Raw genomic sequence first — 22083 nt, 5'->3', positions numbered from 1 at the left:
GATATATCTGACAGACATTGCACCGTCATGGCGCGTTCACCTCGACACCTCCCTCCGGGTGCCACTTTTCTGTAAATATTTGTCGCCTCGGCGTAATTTGCCCTCCTGTAGCCGCTCTAGACTGCCGGCCACTTCGGTTCCCGCTCACGAAGCGACGACCGAACGCTGCCAATCGAAGCTGCCAATAAAAGCCTCCGCACACAGGAGTTATAAATGAAGAAGCTAGTGATGTTCGGTGCCCTGGCACTGTCGATGTTGTCCCTGACCGCCGTGGCCGAAGACGCCAAGCCGATCCGCATCGGTATCGAAGCCGGCTACCCGCCATTCTCGATGAAAACCCCTGACGGCAAACTCACCGGTTTCGACGTGGATATCGGCGATGCGCTGTGCGAGCAGATGAAAGTCAAGTGCACCTGGGTCGAGCAAGAGTTCGACGGCCTGATCCCTGCGCTGAAGGTCAAGAAAATCGACGCCATCCTGTCGTCCATGACCATCACTGACGACCGCAAGAAGAACGTCGATTTCACCATCAAGTACTACCACACCCCGGCACGCTTCGTGATGAAGGAAGGCACCGACGTCAAGGACCCGCTGACCGAACTCAAGGGCAAGAAAGTCGGTGTCCTGCGCGCCAGTACCCACGACCGCTTCGCCACCGAAGTGCTGCAACCGGCGGGGATCGTACTGGTGCGCTACGGCTCCCAGCAGGAAGCCAACCTGGACATGGTCTCCGGCCGCATTGACGCGTTGCTGGCCGACTCGGTCAACCTGGACGACGGTTTCCTGAAAACCGACGCCGGTAAAGGTTTTGCCTTCGTCGGCCCTGAGTACAACGATCCGAAATACTTCGGTGGCGGCGCCGGCATCGCCGTGCGCAAGGGCGATACCGCTCTGGCCGAGAAATTCAACACAGCGATCACCGAAATCCGCGCCAACGGCAAGTACAAGCAAGTGCAGGACAAGTACTTCAAGTTTGACGTTTACGGCGAGTAATCCAGCCGTTTGGAAAAGTGGCAACCGTCAGACGCGGTTGCCATTTTTTTTGTGCAATCATTTTCAGCGCAAAGATTCCACAGGTTTCTCTGTTTTCAGGAGTTTTTTATGCAACGCATCGACCACAAACTTCCCTGGAGCCACCTGGGCAGCGAGCGCACCCTCAGCGTGTTTCGTTATGGCGCGGGCACGCGCAAGGTGTACATCCAGGCCAGCCTGCATGCCGACGAATTGCCGGGCATGCGCACCGCCTGGGAGTTGAAAAAACGCCTGGCCGACCTTGAGCAACAGGGACAATTGAACGGTGTGATAGAGCTGGTGCCGGTGGCCAATCCCATTGGCCTCGACCAGCACTTGCAAGGCAGCCACTTGGGGCGTTTCGAGCTCGGCAGCGGCAAGAACTTCAATCGCTCGTTCGTCGAACTCAGTGCGCCGGTGGCCGAGTTGATCGGTGATCGCCTTGGCACCGACGCCCAGGCCAACATCGCGCTGATTCGCCAGACCATGGGCCAGGTCCTCGACGGCTTGCCGGCAGCGCCATCGCAGCTGGAAGCCATGCACCGCCTGTTGCTGCGCCATGCCTGCGACGCCGACATCACCCTCGACCTGCATTGCGACTTCGACGCCGCGATCCACATCTACGCGTTGCCGCAGCACTGGCCGCAGTGGCAATCCCTGGCGGCGCGTTTGAAGGCCGGCGTGGCGTTGTTGTGTGAAGACTCCGGCGGCAGTTCGTTCGATGAATCCTGTTCTTCGCCATGGTTGCGCCTGGCCAGGGCGTTCCCGGCGGCGACGATTCCACCGGCCAACCTGGCGACCACCCTGGAGCTGGGCAGCATGGGCGACACCCGGGTCGACCAGGCCCAGGCCAATTGCGAGGCCATCCTCGGGTTCCTCGCCGAGCAGGGTTTCATCTCCGGCACCTGGCCAGCGGCACCGGCCGAATGCTGTGAAGGCATGCCATTCGAAGGCACCCAATACCTGTTCGCACCGCATCATGGTGTGGTCAGCTTCCTGCGTGAGGCCGGGGAGTGGGTGGAGAAGGGCGATGCGCTGTTCGAGGTGGTCGACCCGTTGAACGACAAGGTCACCACCGTGCAGGCCGGCACCAGTGGCGTGCTGTTCGCCATCGACCGTGGGCGCTACACCCAACCGGGCAGCTGGCAGGCGAAGGTCGCCGGGCGCGAGCCGATTCGGGTGGGCAAGTTGATCAACGACTGATTCAGAGATTTTTGCAGGTTGTTCGGGCCTCTTCGCGAGCAGGCTCGCTCTCACAGTTGAATGCATTTCAAATGTGGGAGCGAGCCTGCTCGCGAAGGCGGCATCAGTCGCGCCCGAGATGTTCCTGCCCCACCTCACAGTGTTAGGCTCTTCCCCGAATCCTGCATTCCGTGAAGGAAGACCCATGTTGAAGATTCTCGCGCTGCTCACGCTCTTGGTATCCACTGCCGTCCACGCCCAAACCCCGCTGCAAACCGACTTGCCGCTCAAGTACCTGGAGCAGGCCAGCGCCGATTCGAACCATCAACCCCTTGTGATTTTCCTCCACGGTTACGGCAGTAACGAGCAGGACCTGTTCGGCATCAAGGATGACTTGCCCGCGTCCTACACCTACCTGTCGGTGCGGGCACCCTTGGTGATGGAGGCGGGTAGCTATCAGTGGTTTCGCAAGAAGGGCGAAGGGGCCTACAACGGCGAGACCGATGATCTGAAGTCCAGCGGCCAGTTGCTGCTGGATTTCGTCGCACAGGCCACGAAGAAATATCACACCGAACCCGAGAAGGTGTTCCTGGTGGGCTTTAGCCAGGGCGCGATCATGTCCTACGAAACAGGCCTGCGGCATCCCGAGGCGCTCGGTGGGATCGCTGCATTGAGCGGACGGATACTGCCGGTGCTCAAGTCCGAGCTCCAGCCGGATGAAAAACGCCAGTCCCTGGCGATTTTCATCGGTCATGGCGAGCAGGACAAACGCCTGCCATTGAGCGACGGCACCGAAGCCAATAGCCTGTTGCAGAGCGTGTCACTCGAACCCGAGTTTCACGCCTACCCCGGTGTCGGTCACAACATCAGCGCCGACGAGATACAGGACTTGAGCGCCTGGTTGCAGCGCCTCAATCCCTGAGATTCATTTTCCGCTGACGATCTGTTTGATCAGGGTTTCGTGTGCCGCCATGTCGCCTGGGCGGGAAATCACCTGGATCACCGCCATGCGAGTGCCTGATGCGGCCATCAGCGTGGTGGTGAGGGTCATGCCGCCGCCCTGCGTGGCAGTGCCGTCGACCTGGCGCAGGCCCAGCCCGGTTGTCCGGGTCAGGGCTTTCTCGCTGAGCTTGTTGTAGTCGGGCAGGGATTTGTGTTGCGCCGTTTCGAAATCGGCCGCGGTGCCGTCGAGGAACCCGCCGTCGTTGTCCTTGACGCTGATACCGTTGGGCAGGGTGTTTTCTGCGGCGATCACCACGGTCTTGGTGGTCTCGTTGCTGTACAGGGTGCCGCTGGCACCGTCCGGGCTGGCCGGCAGCGGGTTGGCGATGAAACCCTTGGGCAGGTTGAAGGTGAACTTGCTGCCGAGCATCGAGACTTTCTGGGCGGGCGCATCGCTGGACGTGGCCTTGGCAGCCTGCGCATTCAAAGCCCCAAGGCCGGTAGCGGCGGCCAGCAGCAGGACAAGGGCTTTTTTACTCAACAATGACATCGGGATCTCCAGGGATGGGCGCGCGGTGGGGCGCGATCATCCCACGGAGGTTGTGATGCGTTCCAGTGTGCTCTACCGAGCGGTCACTTAGGCAAAGCAGCGATCGGGGGTTAGGTGGCTTACCTGTGGCAAGCTCCCTCGCCACATTGATCACTCATTTCATCACCCTCGAAGGCTGGAACCGGCGGGTTACGCCTGGTTTTGTGGGAACAGGTTGCGACGGGTTTCTTCGTCGAATTCGGCCTTGAGCACCAGTTTCTCTTTCAGACCGTGGGCACGCTGGGCGGCGGGGCGGGCGCTGATTTCATCGTACAAGCGTTTGACGTTCGGGTACGCCGCCAGACCGCTCTCGCCGAGGATGTAGGGCGCGTAGTTGGCCCAGCCCCACAAGGCCATATCGGCGATGCTGTAGGTGTCGCCCGCCAGGTACTGATGTTGGGCCAGGCGCTCGTCGAGGATGCGGTAGTGGCGTTCGACTTCCTTGAAGTAGCGGTTTTTCGCGTAGGGCAGATCTTCCGGTGCGTGGTGCAGGAAGTGCACCGCCTGGCCGGAGAACGGCGACAGGCCGGTGCCGATGAACATCAGCCACGACAGCATCTCGGCCTGACCGGTAGCGGAGGTCGGCAGGAAGCGCTGATGTTTGTGCGCTAGGTGCAGCAGGATCGCCTGGGAGTCGAACACGATGGCATCGCCATCCACCAGCGCGGGTACCTTGGCGTTCGGGTTGATCGCCAAAAAGGCTGGCTGGTGTTGCTCGCCCTTGAAGGTGTCGACGCCGATCAACTCGTACGGCGTTTGCAGCTCTTCGAGCAGCAGGGCAACTTTCATTGGGTTCGGTGACGGGTGGAAAAAGAATTTCATGGTGCAGGCCTCAGTCGGGTAGGGGTTGGAACTGAGGTCAATGTTGAAGCAAACCCGTTCGATTGACGTGCGAGGTTGTTGTTCTACTCGTGCGAAATCATCGAACAGGTTTCGTTGCTTTGATGCTTCCTTCAGTGTCCGTCGCCGGGCTGGCCGGTCGCGCCAGCAGGCGTCTGGTCACGCCCAGCATGGCCACCGACACCGCGACGCCCAGCACAAAAGCGTTCATTCCCATCGTCGGCAGGGCCAGGGCCAACACCAGGCAAAAGGCGGCGAACGAGTACATGCCGGTGGCGGTGGCGCGCAACAGCGCGGCGGTAAAGGCCGGGCCACGGGTTTGCTGGGAGAACACCGCCATCACGCTGCCCAGTACCGGGAATACCGCCAGCAGGCCGCTCCAGCGGTCGCCGACGGTGCTGGCCAGCAGCGTGACGACCAGGGTGAGCAATGCACCGGCCACCATGCGCAACAGAAGCTTGTCGGATTTCGGCGCCGGGCCACTGAGCACCGGTTGCACGGTGGGGAACAGGTAGGGTGCGGCGAGCAGCGCGGTGGCGGCGGCGCACACCGAAAACACCACGGAGGCCGGGATCAGCGACAGGACAACCGCCACCAGTGCCCAAACCGATAGCGAGATCAGCAGCGCCAGCGGCCATTCGGCCCGTTGCGCGACCTGGGCGTAGGTCACGCAGAACGCAATCATCGCGAACATGGCTGACAGCGCGGCGGTGGCCGATTGCGCGGCGAACGCCTGACCTTGTTCGAGGGCGAGGAACAACAGGATCGGCCCGACCACCACCGGCAACCCCGACAACCAACCGGCCACGCTCGGCCCCCAGCGTTTGCCAGCCAGGGAAATCAGTAGCAGGAAGCCTGGGATCAGCAGTAACTTGAGGATCAACACGCGCACGTCTCCGACCTGTGTGAGGCAGCAACGGTAACATTGCATCGAGTAGTTTGCTTTATGTGTGTGCGAATTTTGTATACAAAATTAAGGCCCTTTGGAATTTGTGCCAAAGGCCTTTGCGCATACGTTTTTTGGGCAGCCCGCGATGAACGATAACGCGGTCCACCTGAAAAAACGCAGGCAAAAAAGAACCCGGTGCGACTTACATCGCACCGGGTGTTTTTCCAGACGGTCACGGATCTTCGTGGGTCCCCGCGCCGTCTGTTGAACGCTGTTGGCTTACGCCCGTTCGAGCGCCAGTGCCACGCCCTGACCACCACCGATACACAGGGTGGCGAGGCCTTTCTTGGCGTCACGCTTGAGCATTTCATGCAGTAGGGTCACCAGCACGCGGCAACCCGAGGCACCGATCGGGTGACCCAGGGCGATGGCGCCGCCGTTGACGTTGACCTTGTTCAAGTCCCATTCCAGGTCCTTGGCCACGGCCAGCGATTGCGCGGCGAAGGCTTCGTTGGCTTCAACCAGCTCAAGCTGGTCGATGTTCCAGCCGGCCTTGTCCAGGCAGCGGCGGGTGGCCGACACCGGGCCGATGCCCATGATCGCCGGATCGACGCCTGCGTTGGCGTAGGCAGCGATTTTTGCAAGCACCGGCAGGCCGAGGGCCTTGGCCTTTTCGGCGCTCATCAGGATCACGGCCGCGGCGCCGTCGTTCAGCGACGAAGCGTTGCCGGCGGTCACCGAGCCGTCCTTCTTGAAGGCGGCTTTGAGTTTGCCCAGGGATTCGGCGGTGGTGCCGGCCCGTGGTTGCTCGTCGGTGGCGAAGGACAGCGGATCGCCCTTGCGCTGCGGGATCAGGATCGGGGTGATTTCATCGACGAAGCGCCCGGCTTCGATGGCGGCCACGGCTTTCTGCTGCGAGGCGGCGGCGAACGCGTCCTGCTGCTCGCGAGTCAGGCTGTATTTCTCGACCAGATTCTCGGCAGTGATGCCCATGTGGTAATCGTTGAACGCATCCCACAGGCCATCGCTGATCATGGTGTCGACGATTTGCCCGTTGCCCATGCGCAGGCCGGTGCGGGCACCGGGCATGACGTAGTTGGACAGGCTCATGTTTTCCTGGCCACCGGCGATGATCACTTCGGCATCGCCGCAGCGGATCGCCTGGGCGCCCAGGTGAAGGGCTTTAAGGCCCGAGCCGCAGACCTTGTTCAGGGTCATGGCCGGTACGGCGAAGGGCAGGCCGGCCTTGATCGCGGCCTGGCGCGCAGGGTTTTGGCCGGCGCCGGCGGTCAGCACCTGGCCCATGATCACTTCATCGACTTGCGCAGGGTCCAGGCCGGTTTGCGCCAGTAGCTGGCGGATCACCGCAGCGCCCAGGTCAACCGCGGAGACATTGGCCAGGGATCCCTGGAAGCTGCCGATCGCGGTGCGCGTGGCGGCAACAATGACGACTTCTTGCATGGAATGATTCCTCACTGGGCAGCGAACTGCATTTCCGGCACGTGGTCCGGCACGATCAGTTTACCGGCAGTCTTGGCGACGATCTCTTCGACGCTGACGCCCGGTGCGCGCTCTTTCAGAATGAACGCGCCGTTTTCAATTTCCAGGTAGGCCAGGTCGGTCAGTACGCGCTTGATGCAACCGGCGCCGGTCAGCGGCAGGCTGCATTGGGACAACAGCTTGGACTCACCGTCCTTGGACGCGTGGGTCATGATGACGATGATGTTGTCGGCGCCGGCAACCAGGTCCATCGCGCCGCCCATGCCCTTGACCAGTTTGCCGGGGATCATCCACGAGGCAATGTTGCCTTGCACGTCCACTTCAAAGGCGCCCAGCACGGTCAGGTCGACATGACCACCGCGGATCATCGCGAAGGACTCGGCGGAGGAGAAAATCGACGCGCCGGTACGTGCGGTCACGGTTTGCTTGCCGGCGTTGATCATGTCGGCATCGATGGTTTCTTCGGTAGGAAAAGGACCCATGCCCAGCAGGCCGTTTTCCGACTGCAGCATGACTTCCATGCCTTCGGGGATGTAGTTGGCGACCAGGGTCGGAATGCCGATGCCCAGGTTCACGTAGAAGCCGTCCTGCATTTCGCGGGCGACGCGTTGAGCCATTTGTTCGCGGGAAAGTGCCATTGTTGTTATTCCTTCATTCGGTCCGGGGGCAGGGGATCACTTACGCACGGTGCGCTGTTCGATGCGCTTCTCGAACGTGCCGCAGATGATCCGGTCGACGTAGATGCCAGGGGTGTGGATCTGCGCCGGGTCCAGCTCGCCGGGTTCGACGATTTCTTCGACTTCGACCACGGTGATCTTGCCGGCGGTGGCCGCCAGCGGGTTGAAGTTCTGCGCGGTGTGGCGATAGATCACGTTACCGAAGTGGTCGGCTTTCCAGCCTTTGACGATGGCGAAGTCGCCGGTGATGGACTCTTCCATCAGGTACTTGCGGCCATGGAATTCGCGGACTTCCTTGCCTTCGGCGACAGGCGTGCCAACGCCGGTGGCGGTGAAGAAGGCCGGGATGCCGGCGCCGCCTGCGCGCATTTTTTCGGCGAGGGTGCCTTGCGGGGTCAGGGTGACTTCGATTTCACCCTTGAGCAGTTGCTCTTCGAACAGCTTGTTTTCGCCGACGTAGGACGCCACCACTTTGCTGATCTGGCGGTCGGTCAGCAGTACGCCGAGGCCGAAACCGTCGACGCCGCAGTTGTTGGAGACGACGGTGAGGTCGCGAGTACCTTTGCGCTTGATCTCGTTGATCAGGTTCTCCGGGATCCCGCACAGACCAAAGCCGCCGGCGATCACGGTCATGCCGTCTTCAAGACCTGCCAGAGCTTCCTCGTAGGAACTCACGCGCTTGTCGAAACCTGCCATATGCACCTCTTTTATTCTTTGTGGGCGGCTGGCTAGCCGAATGGGAAGGAGTGTCTCGCTGCAAGATTCATTTGTTAAGTTGTTTTTTAGATCTGATTGATTGATAAAGCTCATTAAACGCTGCTTTAATCTTGCAGCTTGAAGCTTGTAGCTTACAACTGGAGCGAAGCGACTATGACCGTCAAGCAGATCCGCGCCTTTCTGGCGGTGGCCCAGAGCCTGAGCTTTGCCGTGGCCTGCGAGCGCCTGCACCTGTCGCAATCGGCCCTTAGCCTGACCATCAAGGCGCTGGAGGAGGGCCTGGGCGGGCGCTTGTTCACCCGCACCACGCGCAACGTGGCGCTCACCGCCGAAGGCGAATCCCTGGTGCCGCTGGCGCGCCGGTTGATCGCCGACTGGGACAATGCCGAGGATGAGTTGCGCCAGCGCTTCACCCTGCAGCGCGGCCGCGTGACCCTGGCGGCGATGCCATCGTTCGCCGGCAACCTGCTGCCGCCGATCCTCAAGACCTTCCGCGCCCGTTATCCGAATGTCAACGTGACGGTCAATGACGTGATCAACGAACAAGTGCTGGAAATGGTCCGTGACCGCCAGGTGGAGCTGGGGGTGGCGTTCGAGCCGACCCAGAGTTCGTCGCTGCAATTCACGCCGTTGTACATCGACCGCTTCGTCGCGGTGGTTCCCCTGGATTCGGCGCTGGCCGAACTCGATGACATCGACTGGCAGACCCTGCTCAAGGAGCCGTTCATTACCCTGCAGCGTCCGTCGACGGTGCGGGTGATGCTGGAAGAACACTTGCAGGCCCGGGGCATGAAGCTGCCGGTGGAGTTTGAAAGCCATCAACTGGCGACGGTCGGGCGCATGGTCGCCAGTGGCCTGGGCGTGAGCGCAGTGCCGGCTTTGTGTGCCGGGCAGATGCGTGAACTGGGGGCGCGTTGCATTACCTTGCGCGACCCGGTGGTGGAGCGGGCGCTGGGGGTGCTGACGTTACCGGGGGGAGAACTGTCGGCGGCGGCGCAGGCGTTGTTTGATGTGCTCAAAGAGGAAAACCTTGGGCAGCGAGTTGCCATGAGCTGATCACGATCCCCTGTAGGAGCGAGCCTGCTCGCGATGACGGTGTGTCAGTCGACAGAGATGTTGTATGTGCTGGCCCCATCGCGAGCAGGCTCACTCCTACAGAGATTGGGTTTTGTCAGTGGTTAAGGCGTTGGGCCAATAACGGAAGAAGCTGCTCACACGACCCCTCGATCTTCAAATCCAGCATCTCATCGGCCCGGGTCTTGCCCAGGTTGATCGCAATCAACGGCTTGCCCTGATCCACCACCGCCCGACACAAGCGAAACGCCGAATAGGCCATCAACGACGAGCCAATCACCAACAGCCCGGCAGCCTGTTCGACGGCGGCCATCGCCTTGGCCGCCGTGGCCTGTGCGACGTTCTCGCCAAAAAACACCACGTCTGGCTTCATCCGTTCCCCGGCGCAATGCGGGCAGTGCGGGACCTGGAAGCGTGCCTCGAAGGCCGGGTCGAGCAAGGTGTCGCCGTCCGGCGCCTGCACCGCATCGACGCCGGCCAGGTACGGGTTCTGTGTTTCCATCAGGCGCTGGATCGAATCGCGCTCACTACGCTGGCCACAATCCAGGCACAGCACCCGGTGCAGACTGCCGTGGAGTTCGATCACGTCACGGCTGCCGGCCTGGTCGTGCAGGGTGTCGACGTTCTGGGTGATCAACCCGCTGATCTGTCGCGTGCCTTGCAAACGGGCCAGGGTGGCGTGGGCCACGTTCGGTTGTGCCAGTCGCACCCGTGGCCAGCCGAGCATCGCCCGCGCCCAATAGCGCCGCCGGGACTCCGGGGCCGAAAGAAATTCCTGGTACATCATCGGCTGCCGGCCACGCCGCACGCCCTGGTTGTCGCGATAATCCGGGATGCCCGAGGGCGTGCTGATACCGGCACCGGTCAGCACGGCAAACGGCTGATCCGTCATGAGCTGATGGAGGCGATCGAGTTGGTCACGGGTCTGGCGGTCGAGCATACCGGGAAACCTGTAGGAGCGAGCTTGCTCGCGATGGAGTGTCAGTCGACATCAATATAGCTGACACACCATCGTCGGAACGCCGCCCGGAGCAAGCTCGCGCCTACAGAGATGGCGGCGGGGATTATTTACGCGCCTCCAGGATCAGGTTGAACGGTGTTTCCGTGGCCCGGCGGAAACGGGTGAATCCGGCCTCGCTGAACACTTTGCGCAACCGCGTTTCACCGGCCTGAGCTCCGAGGCCGAGGCCGACTTCCTGGGACAACGAGTTGGGCGTGCAGATGAAGGTCGACGCCGCGTAGAACAGGCGTCCGACCGGGTTGACGTTGTCGTCGAGCAAATCGTTGGCGTAGGGCTCGACCAGCAGCACCGTGCCATCGTCCTTCAGCGACTCATAGGCATGCTTGGCCGCGCCCACCGGGTCGCCCATGTCGTGCAGGCAGTCGAAGTAGCAGATCAGGTCATAGTCGCTGCCGGGGTAACTTTTTGCGGTGCCCTGGAAGAACTTGGCCCGGCTGGACACACCCCCTTCTTCGGCCCGTTGGGTGGCAACGGTAACGGACGGCGCGTGGTAGTCGAAACCGACGAAGCGCGAATCCGGAAACGCCTGGGCCATGATCACTGTCGAGGCGCCGTGCCCGCAGCCGATGTCCGCCACTTTGGCCCCGGCCTCCAGTTTGGCCATCACGCCGTCGAGTGCCGGCAACCATTCGGCGACCAAATGGGCCTTGTAGCCGGGGCGGAAGAAGCGTTCGGTCCCGCTGAACATGCACGGATGGTGATCGCCCCAGGGCAGGGCGCCGTTGCCGCGCATGGCGTTGACCAGTTTGTCCTTGTCATGGAAAAACGACGCGACCACGCCGATTCCGCCCGCCACATAAACCGGTGAGTCTTCGTTTGCCAAAGCCATGGCTTGCTCTTCGGGCAGACGGAACTGGCCGTCGCGGTGTTCCATGTAGCCGGAGGCGGCATGGGCGCTGAGCCATTCGCGCAGCAGGCGGGTGTTGCAGCCGGTTTTGGCGGCGAGTGCTTCCGGGGTCATCGGCTGACTGTCGGCCATCGCCCGGTACAGACCGAGCTCTTCGCCGAGGATGACGTTGGCGAGCATCGCCGCGCCGCCCATGTCATTCACCAGTTTGCCCATGAAATCGTTGAGTCTGGCCTCGTCCATCATGTGTGCTCCTTCAGCAGGATCACGGTCCAGGGGCATTGTTTGGCGAGGCGTTCGCCGCTGGGCGGTGGTCGTGGGAATGTACAGGGCACCAAGCGGGCCCTGTGTGCAGTAAGTTTAGTCCGAGCCTTGTACCGCGCGGTCTGACGCGACGAAAGCAACGTTTTTCCTGCCGCTACGCCTCCCTGTGGGAGCGAGCCGGCTCGCTCCCACAGGGAGGCGTGATGTATCTCACTGTATCTCACCGGCCTTTCGATACAGTCCCGCGCAACTTCAGACCCCAGCCGAACACAGAACCGATACAAACCTGCGATGAGCTGTGAAGGCCGTTTTGGCGCCGTTAAACCGTGGCGGCCAAGACTCCTTCCCTGGCCGTCGCAACCGGCGGCCGTACGCTCGACTCTGTTCCGCGCCTGATGCGGTCAAGGGGACTTCCATGACAACGCTTGTGTCTCAACCCGATCCCAACGTCACACCCGTGGATCGACTGCGGGTCGATCACTACACCAACGGCATCATTGGCCCGAGCCAGCCGATGCTCGGGCCGTTGGTCGACGGCGGTACGCTGATCACCGGTACGCCACCGGGCTGTTGGGGACCGATGATCACGCCCGCCTTCGAGGGCGGGCATGAAGTGACGCGACCGGTGGCGATCGCCGGGGCGCAAATCGGTGATGCCGTGGCCATCAAGATCAAAAGCATGCGTGTGACGTCGCTGGCGACTTCATCCGGAGTGATGAGCTTTGTTGAGGGGCGGTACAACGGCGATCCGTTCGTTTCTAAATTCTGCTCCATGTGCGGCACCGATCATCCCGCCAGCCATGTCGAAGGCATCGGCGCCGAGGCCATTCGCTGCAACCATTGTGGTGCCGAGGTCAGCGCGTTTCGTTTCAGCCACGGCTATGTGATTGTGTTCGATGCGCAGAACCAGGTCAGCCTGACGGTCAATCAGGACATCGCCAATCGACTGGCAGGTAACGCATCAGAAATGTCGGCGCTGCCGGAATTCGCCGCCCAGCATTCGATCCTGTCCCTGGCCCGTGCCGACATTCCCGGTGTTGCGGCACACATGCGGCCGTTTCTCGGCAACATCGGCACCCTGCCATCCCGGGATTTGCCCGATTCCCACAACTGCGCCGACTTCGGCCAGTACCTGATCAACGCACCGCACCGTTTCGGCATGACCCGCGAAGAACTGCACGCGGCGAAAACCGACGGCCACATGGACACCAACTCGATTCGCGAAGGCTGCGTGCTGATTTGCCCGGTTAAAGTTCCCGGTGCCGGGGTGTACATGGGCGACATGCATGCCCAACAGGGCAACGGCGAAATCGCCGGGCACGCCACCGATTGTTCCGGGGAAACCGAAGTGGTGGTGCAAGTGGTGAAGAACCTGACCCTGGAAGGGCCGATCCTGTTGCAAAATCTCGATGACTTGCCGCCGATGGCCCGGCCAATGAACGCCGAACAACGGGCAAGAGTCCGTGAGCTGGGTGAGCGTTGGGGCCAGCACGAGATCGAACAGAGTGGGCCGATCACCTTCATCGGCAGCGGCGAGAACCTCAACCTGGCGGTGGAAAACGGCCTGCAACGCGCCGCTTCCGTTACCGGCCTGCCTTATGACGAAGTCCTCAACCGCGCCACCATCACCGGATCGATCGACATCAGTCGCCTGCCGGGCACTGTGCGTGTGACGTTCCTGTGCCCGATGAATGTGCTCGATCGCATGGGCATCGGCCATCTGGTGCGTGAGAAATACGACTTGGCCTGACAGCCAGCGGCGGGTCTGTATCACAGTGTGTATGGACTTGCTGGCGATACACACGCTGGCATTTTCCGGCACAAGTGAACACAGGCCCGATACACCGCTTCGATTAACTGTGTCTGACGGCGGGCATCCATTCGGTGCCCGCTCCCCAGCCACCGTCCGAGATCGACTTCATGCAAACCCCCGTCATTCCTGTAGCGAAGGCCAGCGTCGGCCTGGGCCTGCGTCGCGGTTTAATGAAAGACCTCCAGGCCGCACCGGCAGGCGATTTCGACTTTCTGGAAGTCGCGCCGGAAAACTGGATCGGCATTGGCGGCGCCCATGGTGCGGCATTGCGCGCCCTGGCTGAACGCTATCCATTGTCCTGTCATGGCCTGTCCCTGTCCCTGGGCGGGCCGTCGCCGCTGGACGTCGGTTTTTTGCAGGAAGTCCGGGGTTTTCTTGATCACTACAACGTGCCGCTGTACAGCGAGCATCTGAGCTATTGCAGCGATGACGGCCACCTGTATGACCTGTTGCCACTGCCGTTCACTGAAGAAGCGGTGTACCACGTCGTTGCGCGTATTCGTCAGGCCCAGGACATTCTTGGTCGGCGCCTGGCGGTGGAAAACGTCTCTTATTACGCCGCGCCTCAACAGGACATGGACGAGGTGACGTTCACCAATGCGGTGTTGCGCGAGGCCGATTGCGACCTGTTGCTGGACGTCAATAACGTCTACGTCAATTCGATCAACCACGGCTTCGATCCGCAGGTGTTTCTGGCGGGCATCGATTCGGGCCGGGTGGTGGCGATGCACATTGCCGGGCACTTCGACGAGTCCGATTCCTTGAAGATCGACACCCATGGCGCTTCGGTCAAACCAGCGGTGTGGTCGTTGCTGGCCCAGGCTTATGCCCGCTTCGGTACGCAACCGACCTTGCTGGAGCGGGATTTCAACTTTCCGGCATTCACTGAACTGGTGGCGGAATTGCAGACCATTCGCCGGCTGCAACAGGAGGGCGTGAACCGTGGGTAAGTCGAGTCTTTTGCATCAACAAACCGCCATGGGCCTGTACCTGCGCGACCCTGAGCACAACGCGCCACCCAGCGAAATGGACCCCGCTCGGGCGCAGGTTTATCGCGACCTGGTGTTTGCCAACCTGTCGTCGTTGCTCAGTGGCACCTTTCCGGTGCTGGTGAAGATTCTGGGCAATGAACGCTGGCGGTCGCTGGTGCGGATCTTTCTGCGGGACTACCGCGCCCGCACGCCGAAATTTGGTGAGATTGCTCAGGAGTTTGTCGAGTTTCTCGCCTCTGAATCTCTGGAGTTGAGCGATGGGCCGTGGCCGCCGTTCATGGTGGAGCTGGCGCATTACGAGTGGGTGGAAATGGCGCTGCAACAGTCTGACGCTGAGCCTCTGGTTGGCGGTGATGACGCGTTGCTGCTGGATCGGCGCTTGCAGGTGTCGCCGCTGGCCTGGCCATTGGCTTACGCCTGGCCGGTGCAGCGGGTGGGGCAGGATTACCAGCCTGATGTGGCGCCTGCTCAGCCGACGTTGTTGCTGGTGCGTCGCGCCGAGGACTGGAGTGTGAGGTTTTCTGAACTGAGTCCGTTGGCGTGGCGGTTGTTGCTGCGTGTAGGTGAGTTTCCCGAGTTGACCGGGCGTGAGCAGTTGCAAGGATTGGCGGTGGAGGCGGGGCAGATTGGCTCTTCGGCGTTTTTCGAGGGTGGTCTGGGGTTGTTGCGGCAGATGCATGGGGAGGGGGTTGTTGGGGTAGGTTGATCTTCTTTGACCTTGGCGGCCTTTGGGCCGACCAGGTTCTTGGGTGATTGAGTACATATCCGGTTTTTTGGTAACGGCGGCTTATGGTTTCGCCCTTACGGCGAGTCCCTTTTGGCAAACGCCCCAAAAGGAACCAAAAGGTCTCGCCCCTTACGTACGGCCCCTCGCTGAGGCTCGGGGTTCCTTCGCTCCGGTATTCATCCGGGGGCATTGCCCTCCGGTCGGCTTCGCTTCGACCTACATGCAATGAGTTCGACTGCGTCGAACGGCGCTGCGCGCCAATCCCCGGATGAACACCTTCGCTCAGCCTGCCGAGGGGGCGGGTGGATCAAGATCAAGAGCTGCAGGCGAGCTAACGCTCGGCCTGATGAGTGGTGAGGAGCGTGGGTGTACGCCGACCTGCCTTTGCTCTTCTGTGGGAGCGAGCCTGCTCGCGAAGGCGGCCTGCCGGCCGACCAATTTCTTTTGAATGTACCCAATCCAACTGTAGGAGCGAGCCTGCTCGCGATAGCGGCCTGCAAGTCGACCAGGTACATCACAGACGAACGACCCCAGCAAACAGGCCGGCCGGTAGGCCGCCTCGGGCGCTGTTGCGGTGTACGCCCCCTCGTGAGGCCGAGTGGAGGTTCTGCGCAGTGGGCAACCCGGCATGGATGCCGGGTTAGCCGCCGCCGGCCATGGATGGCCGATGGCGGCGGGCCCACGGAGCAGGACCGGAGCGAGGGCATGCCGAGCCACGGCGAGGCACCGAATGTCAGGGGCAAGAGCCCTTGGTTACTTGGGGCTCTTCCAAGTGACCCGCCGTAAGGGCGGAACCCTAAGTGGCCGTTACCGCAGCAATGGATATGTACACCGACCAGAAAACAGCCGAAGAAGGGGATTCTCCAAAACAGCTAGCGAATAAAGTGAATCTTCCCGCTGTCATCATTGCCCATGTAAATGCCATACACCCCGGCCTGACGCTCCTCGATATAGCGCTCAAGAATCTGCCGGATCGCCGGGTAGTAGATGCTGTCCCAGGGAATATCCTCAGGCGCGAAGAACTTGTAGTCGAGGGTCTCCGGCCCGTACTGCCCGGTAATCTCCAGCGCGATGGCGCGGAAGATGATGTACACCTCGCTGATCTGCGGCACGCTGAAGATCGAATAGGGCGAGACGATTTCCGCACGCACGCCGCTTTCTTCCCAGACCTCGCGCAAGGCCGCCTGCTCGGTGGTCTCGCCGCTTTCCATGAAGCCCGCCGGCAAGGTCCAGGTGCCAGGACGCGGCGGAATCGCGCGTTGGCACAGCAGGTACTTGCCGTCCTGCTCGATGATACAGCCGGCAATGATCTTCGGATTGATGTAGTGGATGTAGCCGCAACCGCGGCACATCAGGCGCTCGTGCGTATCGCCCGGCGGCACCTGCTGACCGAGATCAGCGCTACCGCACTTGGGGCAAAAGCTCGGGTTGAACATTTCAGCGACCTATGCGCGGTTCTTTCAGCGCGATGGGCTGGGTGATCGCCGGGATGTCGCCGGTTTCTTCCTGCTTGCGCTTGAGGTAGTCCAGGGCCACGGCAGCGGCCGCACGCACGTGGTCGACGCAAGCCTGGTGGGCGGCCAGCGGATCGCCGCCCTTGATCGCCTCGACCATGCGCTCCATTTCCTGGTTGCTCGCGCCGCGACGGTTTTCCTGGGACACCGAGGTCGCGCGCAGGTAGCTGATGCGTGCCTGCAGCTGGCGCAGCTGAGTGGCCGCGACATGGTTGCCCGAGCCTTCGAGCAGCACGTCGTAGAAACCCTGCACCGAGTCGATGACCTGTTGCAGCTCGCCGTCTTTCAGCGCCTTGCGGTTTTCTTCGAGGGCTTTTTCCAGGGCCTTGATGTCCTTGGCCTTGGCGCGCAGGGTGAACAGTTGCACGATCAGCCCTTCGAGTACGCAGCGCAGCTCGTAGATGTCCACGGCATCGGCCAGGGTGATGATCGCGACACGCGGGCCCTTGGCGTCGGCGAATTCCACCAGGCCTTCGGATTCGAGGTGACGCAAGGCTTCGCGCACGGAGGTACGGCTGACGCCCAGGCGATCGCACAGATCGCGTTCGACCAGACGGTCTCCCGGCAGGAGCTGGAAGTTCATGATGGCGCTTCGCAGTTTATCCAGCACGATTTCGCGCAGGGTAACGGGGTTGCGATTGACCTTGAAGCTGTCGTCGAGTGGCAGGCGTTTCATGGGGTCCGCTCTGATTGTGGCTGTCCATGCAAAAAGAACACTTCGATTACGGGAATCCATGTGCTCGGTCGGATCAAACAGCCAAGGGTTAACTGGAGGCCTCGGCATCGGCTTCGGCGAAGGCTTCACGGGCGAGCCGGAAACTGTCTACGGCAGCGGGGACACCGCAATAAATGCCGACCTGAAGCAATATTTCGCGTATTTGCTCACGACTCAGGCCGTTACGCAAGGCGCCGCGCACATGCAGCTTGAGTTCATGGGGCCGGTTGAGGGCCGAGATCATCGCCAGGTTGATCATGCTGCGCTCCTTGAGCGATAAACCCTCACGACCCCAGACATGACCCCAACAATATTCGGTGACCATTTCCTGCAAGGGTCGGGTGAAGTCGTCGGCGTTTTCGATGGAACGGTTGACGTAGGCCTCGCCCAGCACCTGGGTGCGGATCTTCAGGCCTTTTTCGTATTTTTCGTTGTTCATTTGCGTAGCTCCCGTGGGCTCAGAGGCCGCCCATCAAGGTGTATTTGAGTTCCAGGTAGTCCTCGATGCCGTACTTCGACCCTTCACGGCCCAGCCCCGAGGATTTGATACCGCCAAACGGCGCGACTTCGGTGGAAATCAGCCCTTCGTTGATCCCGACCATGCCGTATTCCAGTGCCTCGCTCATGCGCCAGGCGCGGCCCAGGTCGCGGGTGTAGCAGTAGGCGGCCAGGCCGAATTCGGTGTCGTTGGCCATCTCGACGGCCTGGGCCTCGGTGTCGAAACGGAACACCGCTGCCAGCGGGCCGAAGGTTTCTTCTTGGGCGACTTTCATTTGCGTGGTAACGCCCGCCAAAACGGTTGGCTGGAAGAAGCCGTTGCCCAATGCATGGCGTTCGCCGCCGCACAGCAATTGTGCGCCGTTTGCCAGGGCATCTTGCACATGGTCTTCCACCTTGGCCACGGCACGCTCGTTGATCAGCGGCCCTTGGGTGACGCCATCATCGAAACCGCTGCCGACCTTGAGTTGCGAAACCCGCTCGGCCAGGCGTGCGACAAAGGCGTCGTGGATGCCGTCCTGCACCAGGAAGCGATTGACGCAGACGCAGGTCTGCCCGGCGTTGCGGAATTTTGCGATCAGCGCGCCGTCTACCGCGCGCTCCAGATCGGCGTCGTCGAAGACAATGAACGGCGCGTTGCCGCCCAGTTCCAGCGAGACTTTTTTCAGGGTCGGCGCGCACTGGGCCATCAGCAATTTTCCGATCCCGGTGGAGCCGGTGAACGACAGTTTGCGCACGAGTGGGCTTGAAGTCAGCTCACCACCGATGGCAATGGCATCGCCAGTGATCACGTTGAAAATGCCCGCTGGAATGCCAGCCTGTTCCGCCAGTGCGGCCATGGCCAGTGCCGAGAACGGCGTTTCCGGGGCCGGTTTGACGATGCACGGGCAACCGGCCGCCAGCGCGGGGCCGGCCTTGCGGGTGATCATCGCCGCCGGGAAGTTCCACGGCGTGATGGCCGCGACGACACCAATCGGCTCCTTGCTGACGACGATGCGCGCGTCGCCCTTGTGGCTGGGAATGGTGTCGCCGTAGATGCGCTTGGCCTCTTCGGCGAACCACTCGATGAAGCTCGCGGCGTAGAGGATTTCGCCCTTGGCTTCAGCCAGTGGCTTGCCTTGTTCGAGGGTGAGGATGTTTGCCAGGGCGTCGGCGTTTTCCAGCATCAAGGCATGCCAGCGCTTGAGCGTATTGCTGCGCTCCTTGGCGGTCAGTGCGCGCCAGGCCGGCCAGGCCTTGTTGGCGGCCTCGATAGCCAGGCGTGCGTGTTCGGCGCCGAGGTTCGGTACCCGGCCGATGAGTTCACCGGTGGCCGGGTTGAAGATGTCCTGACAGGCGCCATCCGGCGCGTCCAGCCATTGGCCATTGATGTAGGCCTGCTGGCGGAACAGTAACGAGGCTGCTGGGCTCATGCCGGCTCCTGAGTAAAGTGGTGGACCCTGTGGGATTGTGTTCAACCATCAGGCCAAAGTGGGCAACGGCCCCAGCTTGCCTTTGTGGTAGATCATCGGCGTGACCGGTTGCGCGGGCAGGATCAGGTTCTTCACCGCGCCGACGATGATCGCGTGATCACCGCCGTCGTATTCGCGCCACAGTTCGCACTCGATGATCGCCGTCGCCTTGGCCAGGATCGGGTTACCCAGTTCGCTCAGGTGCCACTCGATGCCTTTGGCCTTGTCCTTGCCTTTACCGGCGAAGGCATAGGCCTCGGCGGTCTGCTCGGCGGACAGCAAATGAATCGCGAACTGCTTGCTGTCGCGCAGCACCGGGTAGGTGTCGGAGCCGTAGTTGGGGCAGAACAGCACCAGTGCCGGGTCAATCGACAGCGCACTGAAGGCGCTGGCGGTGATGCCGACGATGCCGCCGTCCGGGTCCAGGGTGGTGACCACCGTGACCCCGGACGGGAACGAACTCATGACGTCTTTGTAAATGCCGGGTTCGATCATTTTCCAGGACTCCTAGCGCATCACGAAGGGATCAGGCATCGGCGCCTGGGACAGGTTGATCCACACCGTTTTCAGCTCGGTGTAGGCCAGCACCGAATCGATGCCGCTTTCGCGTCCATAGCCACTGTTCTTGAAGCCGCCGATCGGCGCCATGGCCGAGACGGCGCGGTAGGTGTTGACCCAGATGATCCCCGAACGCACGTCCCGGGCCAGGCGATGGGCACGGCCCAGGTCGCGGGTCCAGATACCGGCGGCGAGGCCGAACTGCGAGTCGTTGGCGATCGCCAGGGCTTCGGCTTCGTCCTTGAAACGGATGACCGAAGCCACCGGACCAAAGACTTCTTCCTGCATGATCTTCATCGAATTGCGGTCGCACTCGAACAGCGTTGGTTCGTAGAACCAGCCTTCACCCAGATTCTCTGGGCGCTTGCCGCCCAAGCGCAGGCGCGCACCTTCGGCAATGGCATCGGCCACCAGACCTTCGACCACGGCCAGTTGCTGCGCGGTGGCCATCGGGCCCATTTCGCTGCTGTCGTCCTGGGGGTTGCCGATGCGGATGCGCTGGGCGCGTTCCACCAGACGGCCGACGAATTCGTCGTAGATCTCGTCCTGCACCAGCAAGCGCGAACCGGAGACGCAGCTCTGCCCGGAGGCGGCGTAGATCCCGGCGATGGCGCCGTTGATCGCGCTGTCGAGGTCGGCGTCGGCGAAGATGATGTTCGGCGATTTACCCCCCAGTTCCAGCGACAGTTTGGCGAAGTTCTCCGCGCTGCTGCGCACCACATGCCGCGCCGTGGCCGCGCCGCCGGTGAAGGCGATCTTGCGGATCAGCGGATGGCGGGTGAGGGCGGCGCCGGTGCTCGGGCCGTAACCGGTGACGACGTTGACCACCCCCGGCGGAATCCCGGCTTCCAGCGCCAGGCGTGCCAGTTCAAGAATGGTCGCCGAAGCGTGTTCCGACGGCTTGATCACGATGGTGTTGCCCGCCGCGAGGGCCGGGGCGAGTTTGATCGCGGTCAGGTACAGCGGGCTGTTCCATGGAATGATCGCGGCAACCACGCCCATGGCTTCGTGCACGGTGTAGGCAAACAGGTCCGGCTTGTCCAGCGGCAGGGTGCCGCCTTCGAGCTTGTCCGCCAGGCCTGCGGTGTAGTGGAAGAACTCCGGCAGATAGCCGACCTGGCCACGGGTTTCGCGGATCAGCTTGCCGTTGTCGCGGCTTTCCAGCTGCGCCAGTTGTTCTTTGTTCTCGGCGATCAGGTCGCCCAGGCGTCGCAGCAATTTGCCGCGAGCGGTGGCGGTCAAACCGCGCCATGCCGGGCTGTCGAAAGCGGTTTGCGCGGCTTGTACCGCGCGCTCGACATCGGCTTCGTCGGCATCGGGCAGTTCGGCCCAAGGCTCGGCCAGCGCCGGATTGAGGCTTTCGAAGGTCTTGCCGGACAGGGCATCGACCCATTCACCGCCGATGCACATCTGGAAGCGTGCGAGTGTCATGCAACGATCCCCTTGATCTGGTTTTGTTGGGAGTGCGCGGTCTGCAGAAACTCCAGCAACAGCTGGTTGACCAGGCGCGGCGACTCTACGGGCATCATATGCCGTTGCTCGGCGAGCACGGCAACGGTCGCACCGGGAATGCGTTCGGCCAGTTGCTTGGCCATTTCCGGGGTCGAACCGGGGTCCAGCTCGCCGGTGGCGATCAGCGTCGGCACCTGGATACTGGCCAGGTCGTCGGCGCGGTACATGTCCTGGGTGGCGAACAGTTCATAAGTGGTCAGGTAACCCTGCGGGTCATTGCCGGCCAGGGTCTGGCGAATCGCGGCGATCTGCGCCGGGTTCGCGGCCTGGTATTCGCGGCTGAACCAGCGCGACAGCGCCGCTTCGGCATTGACGTCCGGCCCGTGTTCGGCAGCCTGGCTGGTGCGGGCGATGACCCCGGCACGCTGTTCGGCGCTGCGGTTGAACACGCTGTTGAGCACCACCAGGCCCTCCAGGCGTTGCGGGTAGTGCAAGGCAAACGCCCGCGCCACCAGCCCGCCCATGGAAAAACCGATCACCGTTGCCTTGGGCAATTGCAGGTGGTCGAGCAGCTCCAGCAACTGGTCGGCATAGCCGAGCAGCGGCGTGCCGATCGAAGGGCGCGGGCTAGCGCCATGGCCGAGCATGTCGTAGGCGACGACGCGGTACTTCGTGGCCAGGCCAACGATCTGGCCGCCCCACATTTCTTTGTTCAGGCCCACGCCGTGGATCAAGACCACGGGCTGGCCTTGGCCGGTCGCCAGGTAACTGGTGCCAGCCGGGGTGAGTTCAGCGGTGAGCCGAATCATG

General features: G+C 62.0%; 22 protein-coding genes. 7 read left to right on the top strand and 15 right to left on the bottom strand.

Annotated features, from left to right (window positions below; all coding sequences use genetic code 11):
- Positions 1-213: 213 nt before the first annotated feature.
- The 3 genes from KGA96_RS13075 (at position 214) to KGA96_RS13065 (ending at position 3115) form a co-directional block, all read left to right on the top strand.
- Positions 214-993, top strand: a complete 780-nt coding sequence (locus KGA96_RS13075) for an ABC transporter substrate-binding protein (RefSeq protein WP_046043258.1) — start codon at positions 214-216, stop codon at positions 991-993.
- Positions 994-1101: 108 nt separating this feature from the next.
- Positions 1102-2214, top strand: a complete 1113-nt coding sequence (locus tag KGA96_RS13070; RefSeq protein ID WP_223465648.1) for a succinylglutamate desuccinylase/aspartoacylase family protein — start codon at positions 1102-1104, stop codon at positions 2212-2214.
- Between the two features lie 184 nt (positions 2215-2398).
- Positions 2399-3115: an alpha/beta hydrolase gene (locus KGA96_RS13065; protein ID WP_046043261.1), complete on the top strand. Its 717-nt coding sequence runs from the start codon at positions 2399-2401 to the stop codon at positions 3113-3115.
- A 3-nt stretch (positions 3116-3118) separates the two neighbouring features.
- On the opposite strand, the gene KGA96_RS13060 is transcribed toward KGA96_RS13065, so the two are convergent.
- The 6 genes from KGA96_RS13060 to KGA96_RS13035 all read right to left on the bottom strand — a co-directional run bounded on the left by KGA96_RS13060 (position 3119) and on the right by KGA96_RS13035 (position 8326).
- Positions 3119-3685 (bottom strand): hypothetical protein, encoded by a 567-nt coding sequence (locus tag KGA96_RS13060; RefSeq protein ID WP_223513081.1) that lies wholly within the window; start codon positions 3683-3685, stop codon positions 3119-3121.
- Between the two features lie 189 nt (positions 3686-3874).
- Positions 3875-4546, bottom strand: a complete 672-nt coding sequence (locus tag KGA96_RS13055) for a glutathione S-transferase family protein (RefSeq protein ID WP_223513079.1) — start codon at positions 4544-4546, stop codon at positions 3875-3877.
- Between the two features lie 97 nt (positions 4547-4643).
- Positions 4644-5450, bottom strand: coding sequence for a hypothetical protein (locus KGA96_RS13050; RefSeq protein ID WP_046043265.1), 807 nt, complete (start codon positions 5448-5450; stop codon positions 4644-4646).
- 282 nt (positions 5451-5732) lie between these two features.
- Positions 5733-6914: an acetyl-CoA C-acetyltransferase gene (locus KGA96_RS13045; protein WP_223465652.1), complete on the bottom strand. Its 1182-nt coding sequence runs from the start codon at positions 6912-6914 to the stop codon at positions 5733-5735.
- Between the two features lie 11 nt (positions 6915-6925).
- Entirely contained in the window at positions 6926-7591 is a 666-nt protein-coding gene (locus KGA96_RS13040; protein WP_008026717.1) for a CoA transferase subunit B, read from the bottom strand.
- Positions 7592-7627: 36 nt separating this feature from the next.
- On the bottom strand, positions 7628-8326 hold the full coding sequence (locus tag KGA96_RS13035) for a CoA transferase subunit A (RefSeq protein ID WP_046043267.1): 699 nt from the start codon (positions 8324-8326) through the stop codon (positions 7628-7630).
- Between the two features lie 174 nt (positions 8327-8500).
- Between KGA96_RS13035 and KGA96_RS13030 the strand changes: the two genes are divergently transcribed.
- Positions 8501-9403: a LysR family transcriptional regulator gene (locus KGA96_RS13030; RefSeq protein WP_046043268.1), complete on the top strand. Its 903-nt coding sequence runs from the start codon at positions 8501-8503 to the stop codon at positions 9401-9403.
- Positions 9404-9518: 115 nt separating this feature from the next.
- Here KGA96_RS13030 and KGA96_RS13025 read toward each other — a convergent pair whose 3' ends face one another.
- On the bottom strand, positions 9519-10361 hold the full coding sequence (locus KGA96_RS13025; RefSeq protein WP_046043269.1) for an NAD-dependent protein deacetylase: 843 nt from the start codon (positions 10359-10361) through the stop codon (positions 9519-9521).
- Between the two features lie 124 nt (positions 10362-10485).
- Complete coding sequence (locus KGA96_RS13020) at positions 10486-11532, bottom strand: class I SAM-dependent methyltransferase (RefSeq protein ID WP_046043275.1); 1047 nt, start codon at positions 11530-11532, stop codon at positions 10486-10488.
- 436 nt (positions 11533-11968) lie between these two features.
- Here KGA96_RS13020 and KGA96_RS13015 point away from each other — a divergent pair, with 436 nt between their 5' ends.
- The 3 genes from KGA96_RS13015 (at position 11969) to KGA96_RS13005 (ending at position 15064) form a co-directional block, all read left to right on the top strand.
- Positions 11969-13303, top strand: coding sequence for an acetamidase/formamidase family protein (locus KGA96_RS13015; protein ID WP_046043271.1), 1335 nt, complete (start codon positions 11969-11971; stop codon positions 13301-13303).
- A 170-nt stretch (positions 13304-13473) separates the two neighbouring features.
- Positions 13474-14316, top strand: coding sequence for a DUF692 domain-containing protein (locus tag KGA96_RS13010; protein ID WP_223513077.1), 843 nt, complete (start codon positions 13474-13476; stop codon positions 14314-14316).
- Positions 14309-15064: a DUF2063 domain-containing protein gene (locus KGA96_RS13005; RefSeq protein WP_223513066.1), complete on the top strand. Its 756-nt coding sequence runs from the start codon at positions 14309-14311 to the stop codon at positions 15062-15064. Before KGA96_RS13010 ends, KGA96_RS13005 begins: the two co-directional genes overlap by 8 nt.
- An 893-nt stretch (positions 15065-15957) precedes the next feature.
- Here the strand turns inward: KGA96_RS13005 and KGA96_RS13000 are convergent.
- The 7 genes from KGA96_RS13000 to KGA96_RS12970 all read right to left on the bottom strand — a co-directional run bounded on the left by KGA96_RS13000 (position 15958) and on the right by KGA96_RS12970 (position 22082).
- Positions 15958-16521, bottom strand: a complete 564-nt coding sequence (locus KGA96_RS13000) for an NUDIX hydrolase (protein ID WP_223513065.1) — start codon at positions 16519-16521, stop codon at positions 15958-15960.
- 1 nt (position 16522) lies between these two features.
- On the bottom strand, positions 16523-17275 hold the full coding sequence (locus KGA96_RS12995) for a GntR family transcriptional regulator (RefSeq protein ID WP_046042558.1): 753 nt from the start codon (positions 17273-17275) through the stop codon (positions 16523-16525).
- Positions 17276-17363: 88 nt separating this feature from the next.
- On the bottom strand, positions 17364-17753 hold the full coding sequence (locus tag KGA96_RS12990; protein WP_007991919.1) for a carboxymuconolactone decarboxylase family protein: 390 nt from the start codon (positions 17751-17753) through the stop codon (positions 17364-17366).
- 19 nt (positions 17754-17772) lie between these two features.
- Positions 17773-19224, bottom strand: coding sequence for an NAD-dependent succinate-semialdehyde dehydrogenase (locus tag KGA96_RS12985; protein ID WP_046042557.1), 1452 nt, complete (start codon positions 19222-19224; stop codon positions 17773-17775).
- Positions 19225-19272: 48 nt separating this feature from the next.
- The gene (locus KGA96_RS12980; protein ID WP_046042555.1) at positions 19273-19758 is read right to left on the bottom strand and encodes a flavin reductase family protein; all 486 of its coding nucleotides are present in this window, start codon (positions 19756-19758) and stop codon (positions 19273-19275) included.
- 12 nt (positions 19759-19770) lie between these two features.
- Positions 19771-21252 carry an aldehyde dehydrogenase gene (locus KGA96_RS12975; protein WP_046042554.1) on the bottom strand — a complete coding sequence of 494 codons (1482 nt, stop codon included), beginning with the start codon at positions 21250-21252 and terminating at the stop codon, positions 19771-19773.
- Entirely contained in the window at positions 21249-22082 is an 834-nt protein-coding gene (locus KGA96_RS12970) for an alpha/beta fold hydrolase (RefSeq protein ID WP_046042553.1), read from the bottom strand. The genes KGA96_RS12975 and KGA96_RS12970 overlap by 4 nt, the downstream gene beginning before the upstream one ends.
- Between the last annotated feature and the right edge of the window lies 1 nt (position 22083).

Origin of the sequence: Pseudomonas sp. GL-R-26, from assembly GCF_019947365.1 — a bacterium.
In the GTDB taxonomy this organism is placed as follows: Bacteria; Pseudomonadota; Gammaproteobacteria; order Pseudomonadales; family Pseudomonadaceae; genus Aquipseudomonas.
This window is presented reverse-complemented; position numbering and strand designations above follow the sequence as displayed.

Bases quoted from the DNA above. Each gene is read 5' to 3' on its own strand.
- KGA96_RS12990 (WP_007991919.1), bottom strand. From the start codon at position 17,753: ATGAACAACGAAAAATACGAAAAAGGCCTGAAGATCCGCACCCAGGTG.
- KGA96_RS12985 (WP_046042557.1), bottom strand. From the start codon at position 19,224: ATGAGCCCAGCAGCCTCGTTACTGTTCCGCCAGCAGGCCTACATCAAT.
- KGA96_RS12995 (WP_046042558.1), bottom strand. From the start codon at position 17,275: ATGAAACGCCTGCCACTCGACGACAGCTTCAAGGTCAATCGCAACCCC.
- KGA96_RS13015 (WP_046043271.1), top strand. From the start codon at position 11,969: ATGACAACGCTTGTGTCTCAACCCGATCCCAACGTCACACCCGTGGAT.
- KGA96_RS13025 (WP_046043269.1), bottom strand. From the start codon at position 10,361: ATGCTCGACCGCCAGACCCGTGACCAACTCGATCGCCTCCATCAGCTC.
- KGA96_RS13020 (WP_046043275.1), bottom strand. From the start codon at position 11,532: ATGGACGAGGCCAGACTCAACGATTTCATGGGCAAACTGGTGAATGAC.
- KGA96_RS12975 (WP_046042554.1), bottom strand. From the start codon at position 21,252: ATGACACTCGCACGCTTCCAGATGTGCATCGGCGGTGAATGGGTCGAT.
- KGA96_RS13060 (WP_223513081.1), bottom strand. From the start codon at position 3,685: ATGTCATTGTTGAGTAAAAAAGCCCTTGTCCTGCTGCTGGCCGCCGCT.
- KGA96_RS13030 (WP_046043268.1), top strand. From the start codon at position 8,501: ATGACCGTCAAGCAGATCCGCGCCTTTCTGGCGGTGGCCCAGAGCCTG.
- KGA96_RS13065 (WP_046043261.1), top strand. From the start codon at position 2,399: ATGTTGAAGATTCTCGCGCTGCTCACGCTCTTGGTATCCACTGCCGTC.
- KGA96_RS13000 (WP_223513065.1), bottom strand. From the start codon at position 16,521: ATGTTCAACCCGAGCTTTTGCCCCAAGTGCGGTAGCGCTGATCTCGGT.
- KGA96_RS13070 (WP_223465648.1), top strand. From the start codon at position 1,102: ATGCAACGCATCGACCACAAACTTCCCTGGAGCCACCTGGGCAGCGAG.
- KGA96_RS12980 (WP_046042555.1), bottom strand. From the start codon at position 19,758: ATGATCGAACCCGGCATTTACAAAGACGTCATGAGTTCGTTCCCGTCC.
- KGA96_RS13010 (WP_223513077.1), top strand. From the start codon at position 13,474: ATGCAAACCCCCGTCATTCCTGTAGCGAAGGCCAGCGTCGGCCTGGGC.
- KGA96_RS13045 (WP_223465652.1), bottom strand. From the start codon at position 6,914: ATGCAAGAAGTCGTCATTGTTGCCGCCACGCGCACCGCGATCGGCAGC.
- KGA96_RS13075 (WP_046043258.1), top strand. From the start codon at position 214: ATGAAGAAGCTAGTGATGTTCGGTGCCCTGGCACTGTCGATGTTGTCC.
- KGA96_RS13035 (WP_046043267.1), bottom strand. From the start codon at position 8,326: ATGGCAGGTTTCGACAAGCGCGTGAGTTCCTACGAGGAAGCTCTGGCA.
- KGA96_RS12970 (WP_046042553.1), bottom strand. From the start codon at position 22,082: ATGATTCGGCTCACCGCTGAACTCACCCCGGCTGGCACCAGTTACCTG.
- KGA96_RS13055 (WP_223513079.1), bottom strand. From the start codon at position 4,546: ATGAAATTCTTTTTCCACCCGTCACCGAACCCAATGAAAGTTGCCCTG.
- KGA96_RS13040 (WP_008026717.1), bottom strand. From the start codon at position 7,591: ATGGCACTTTCCCGCGAACAAATGGCTCAACGCGTCGCCCGCGAAATG.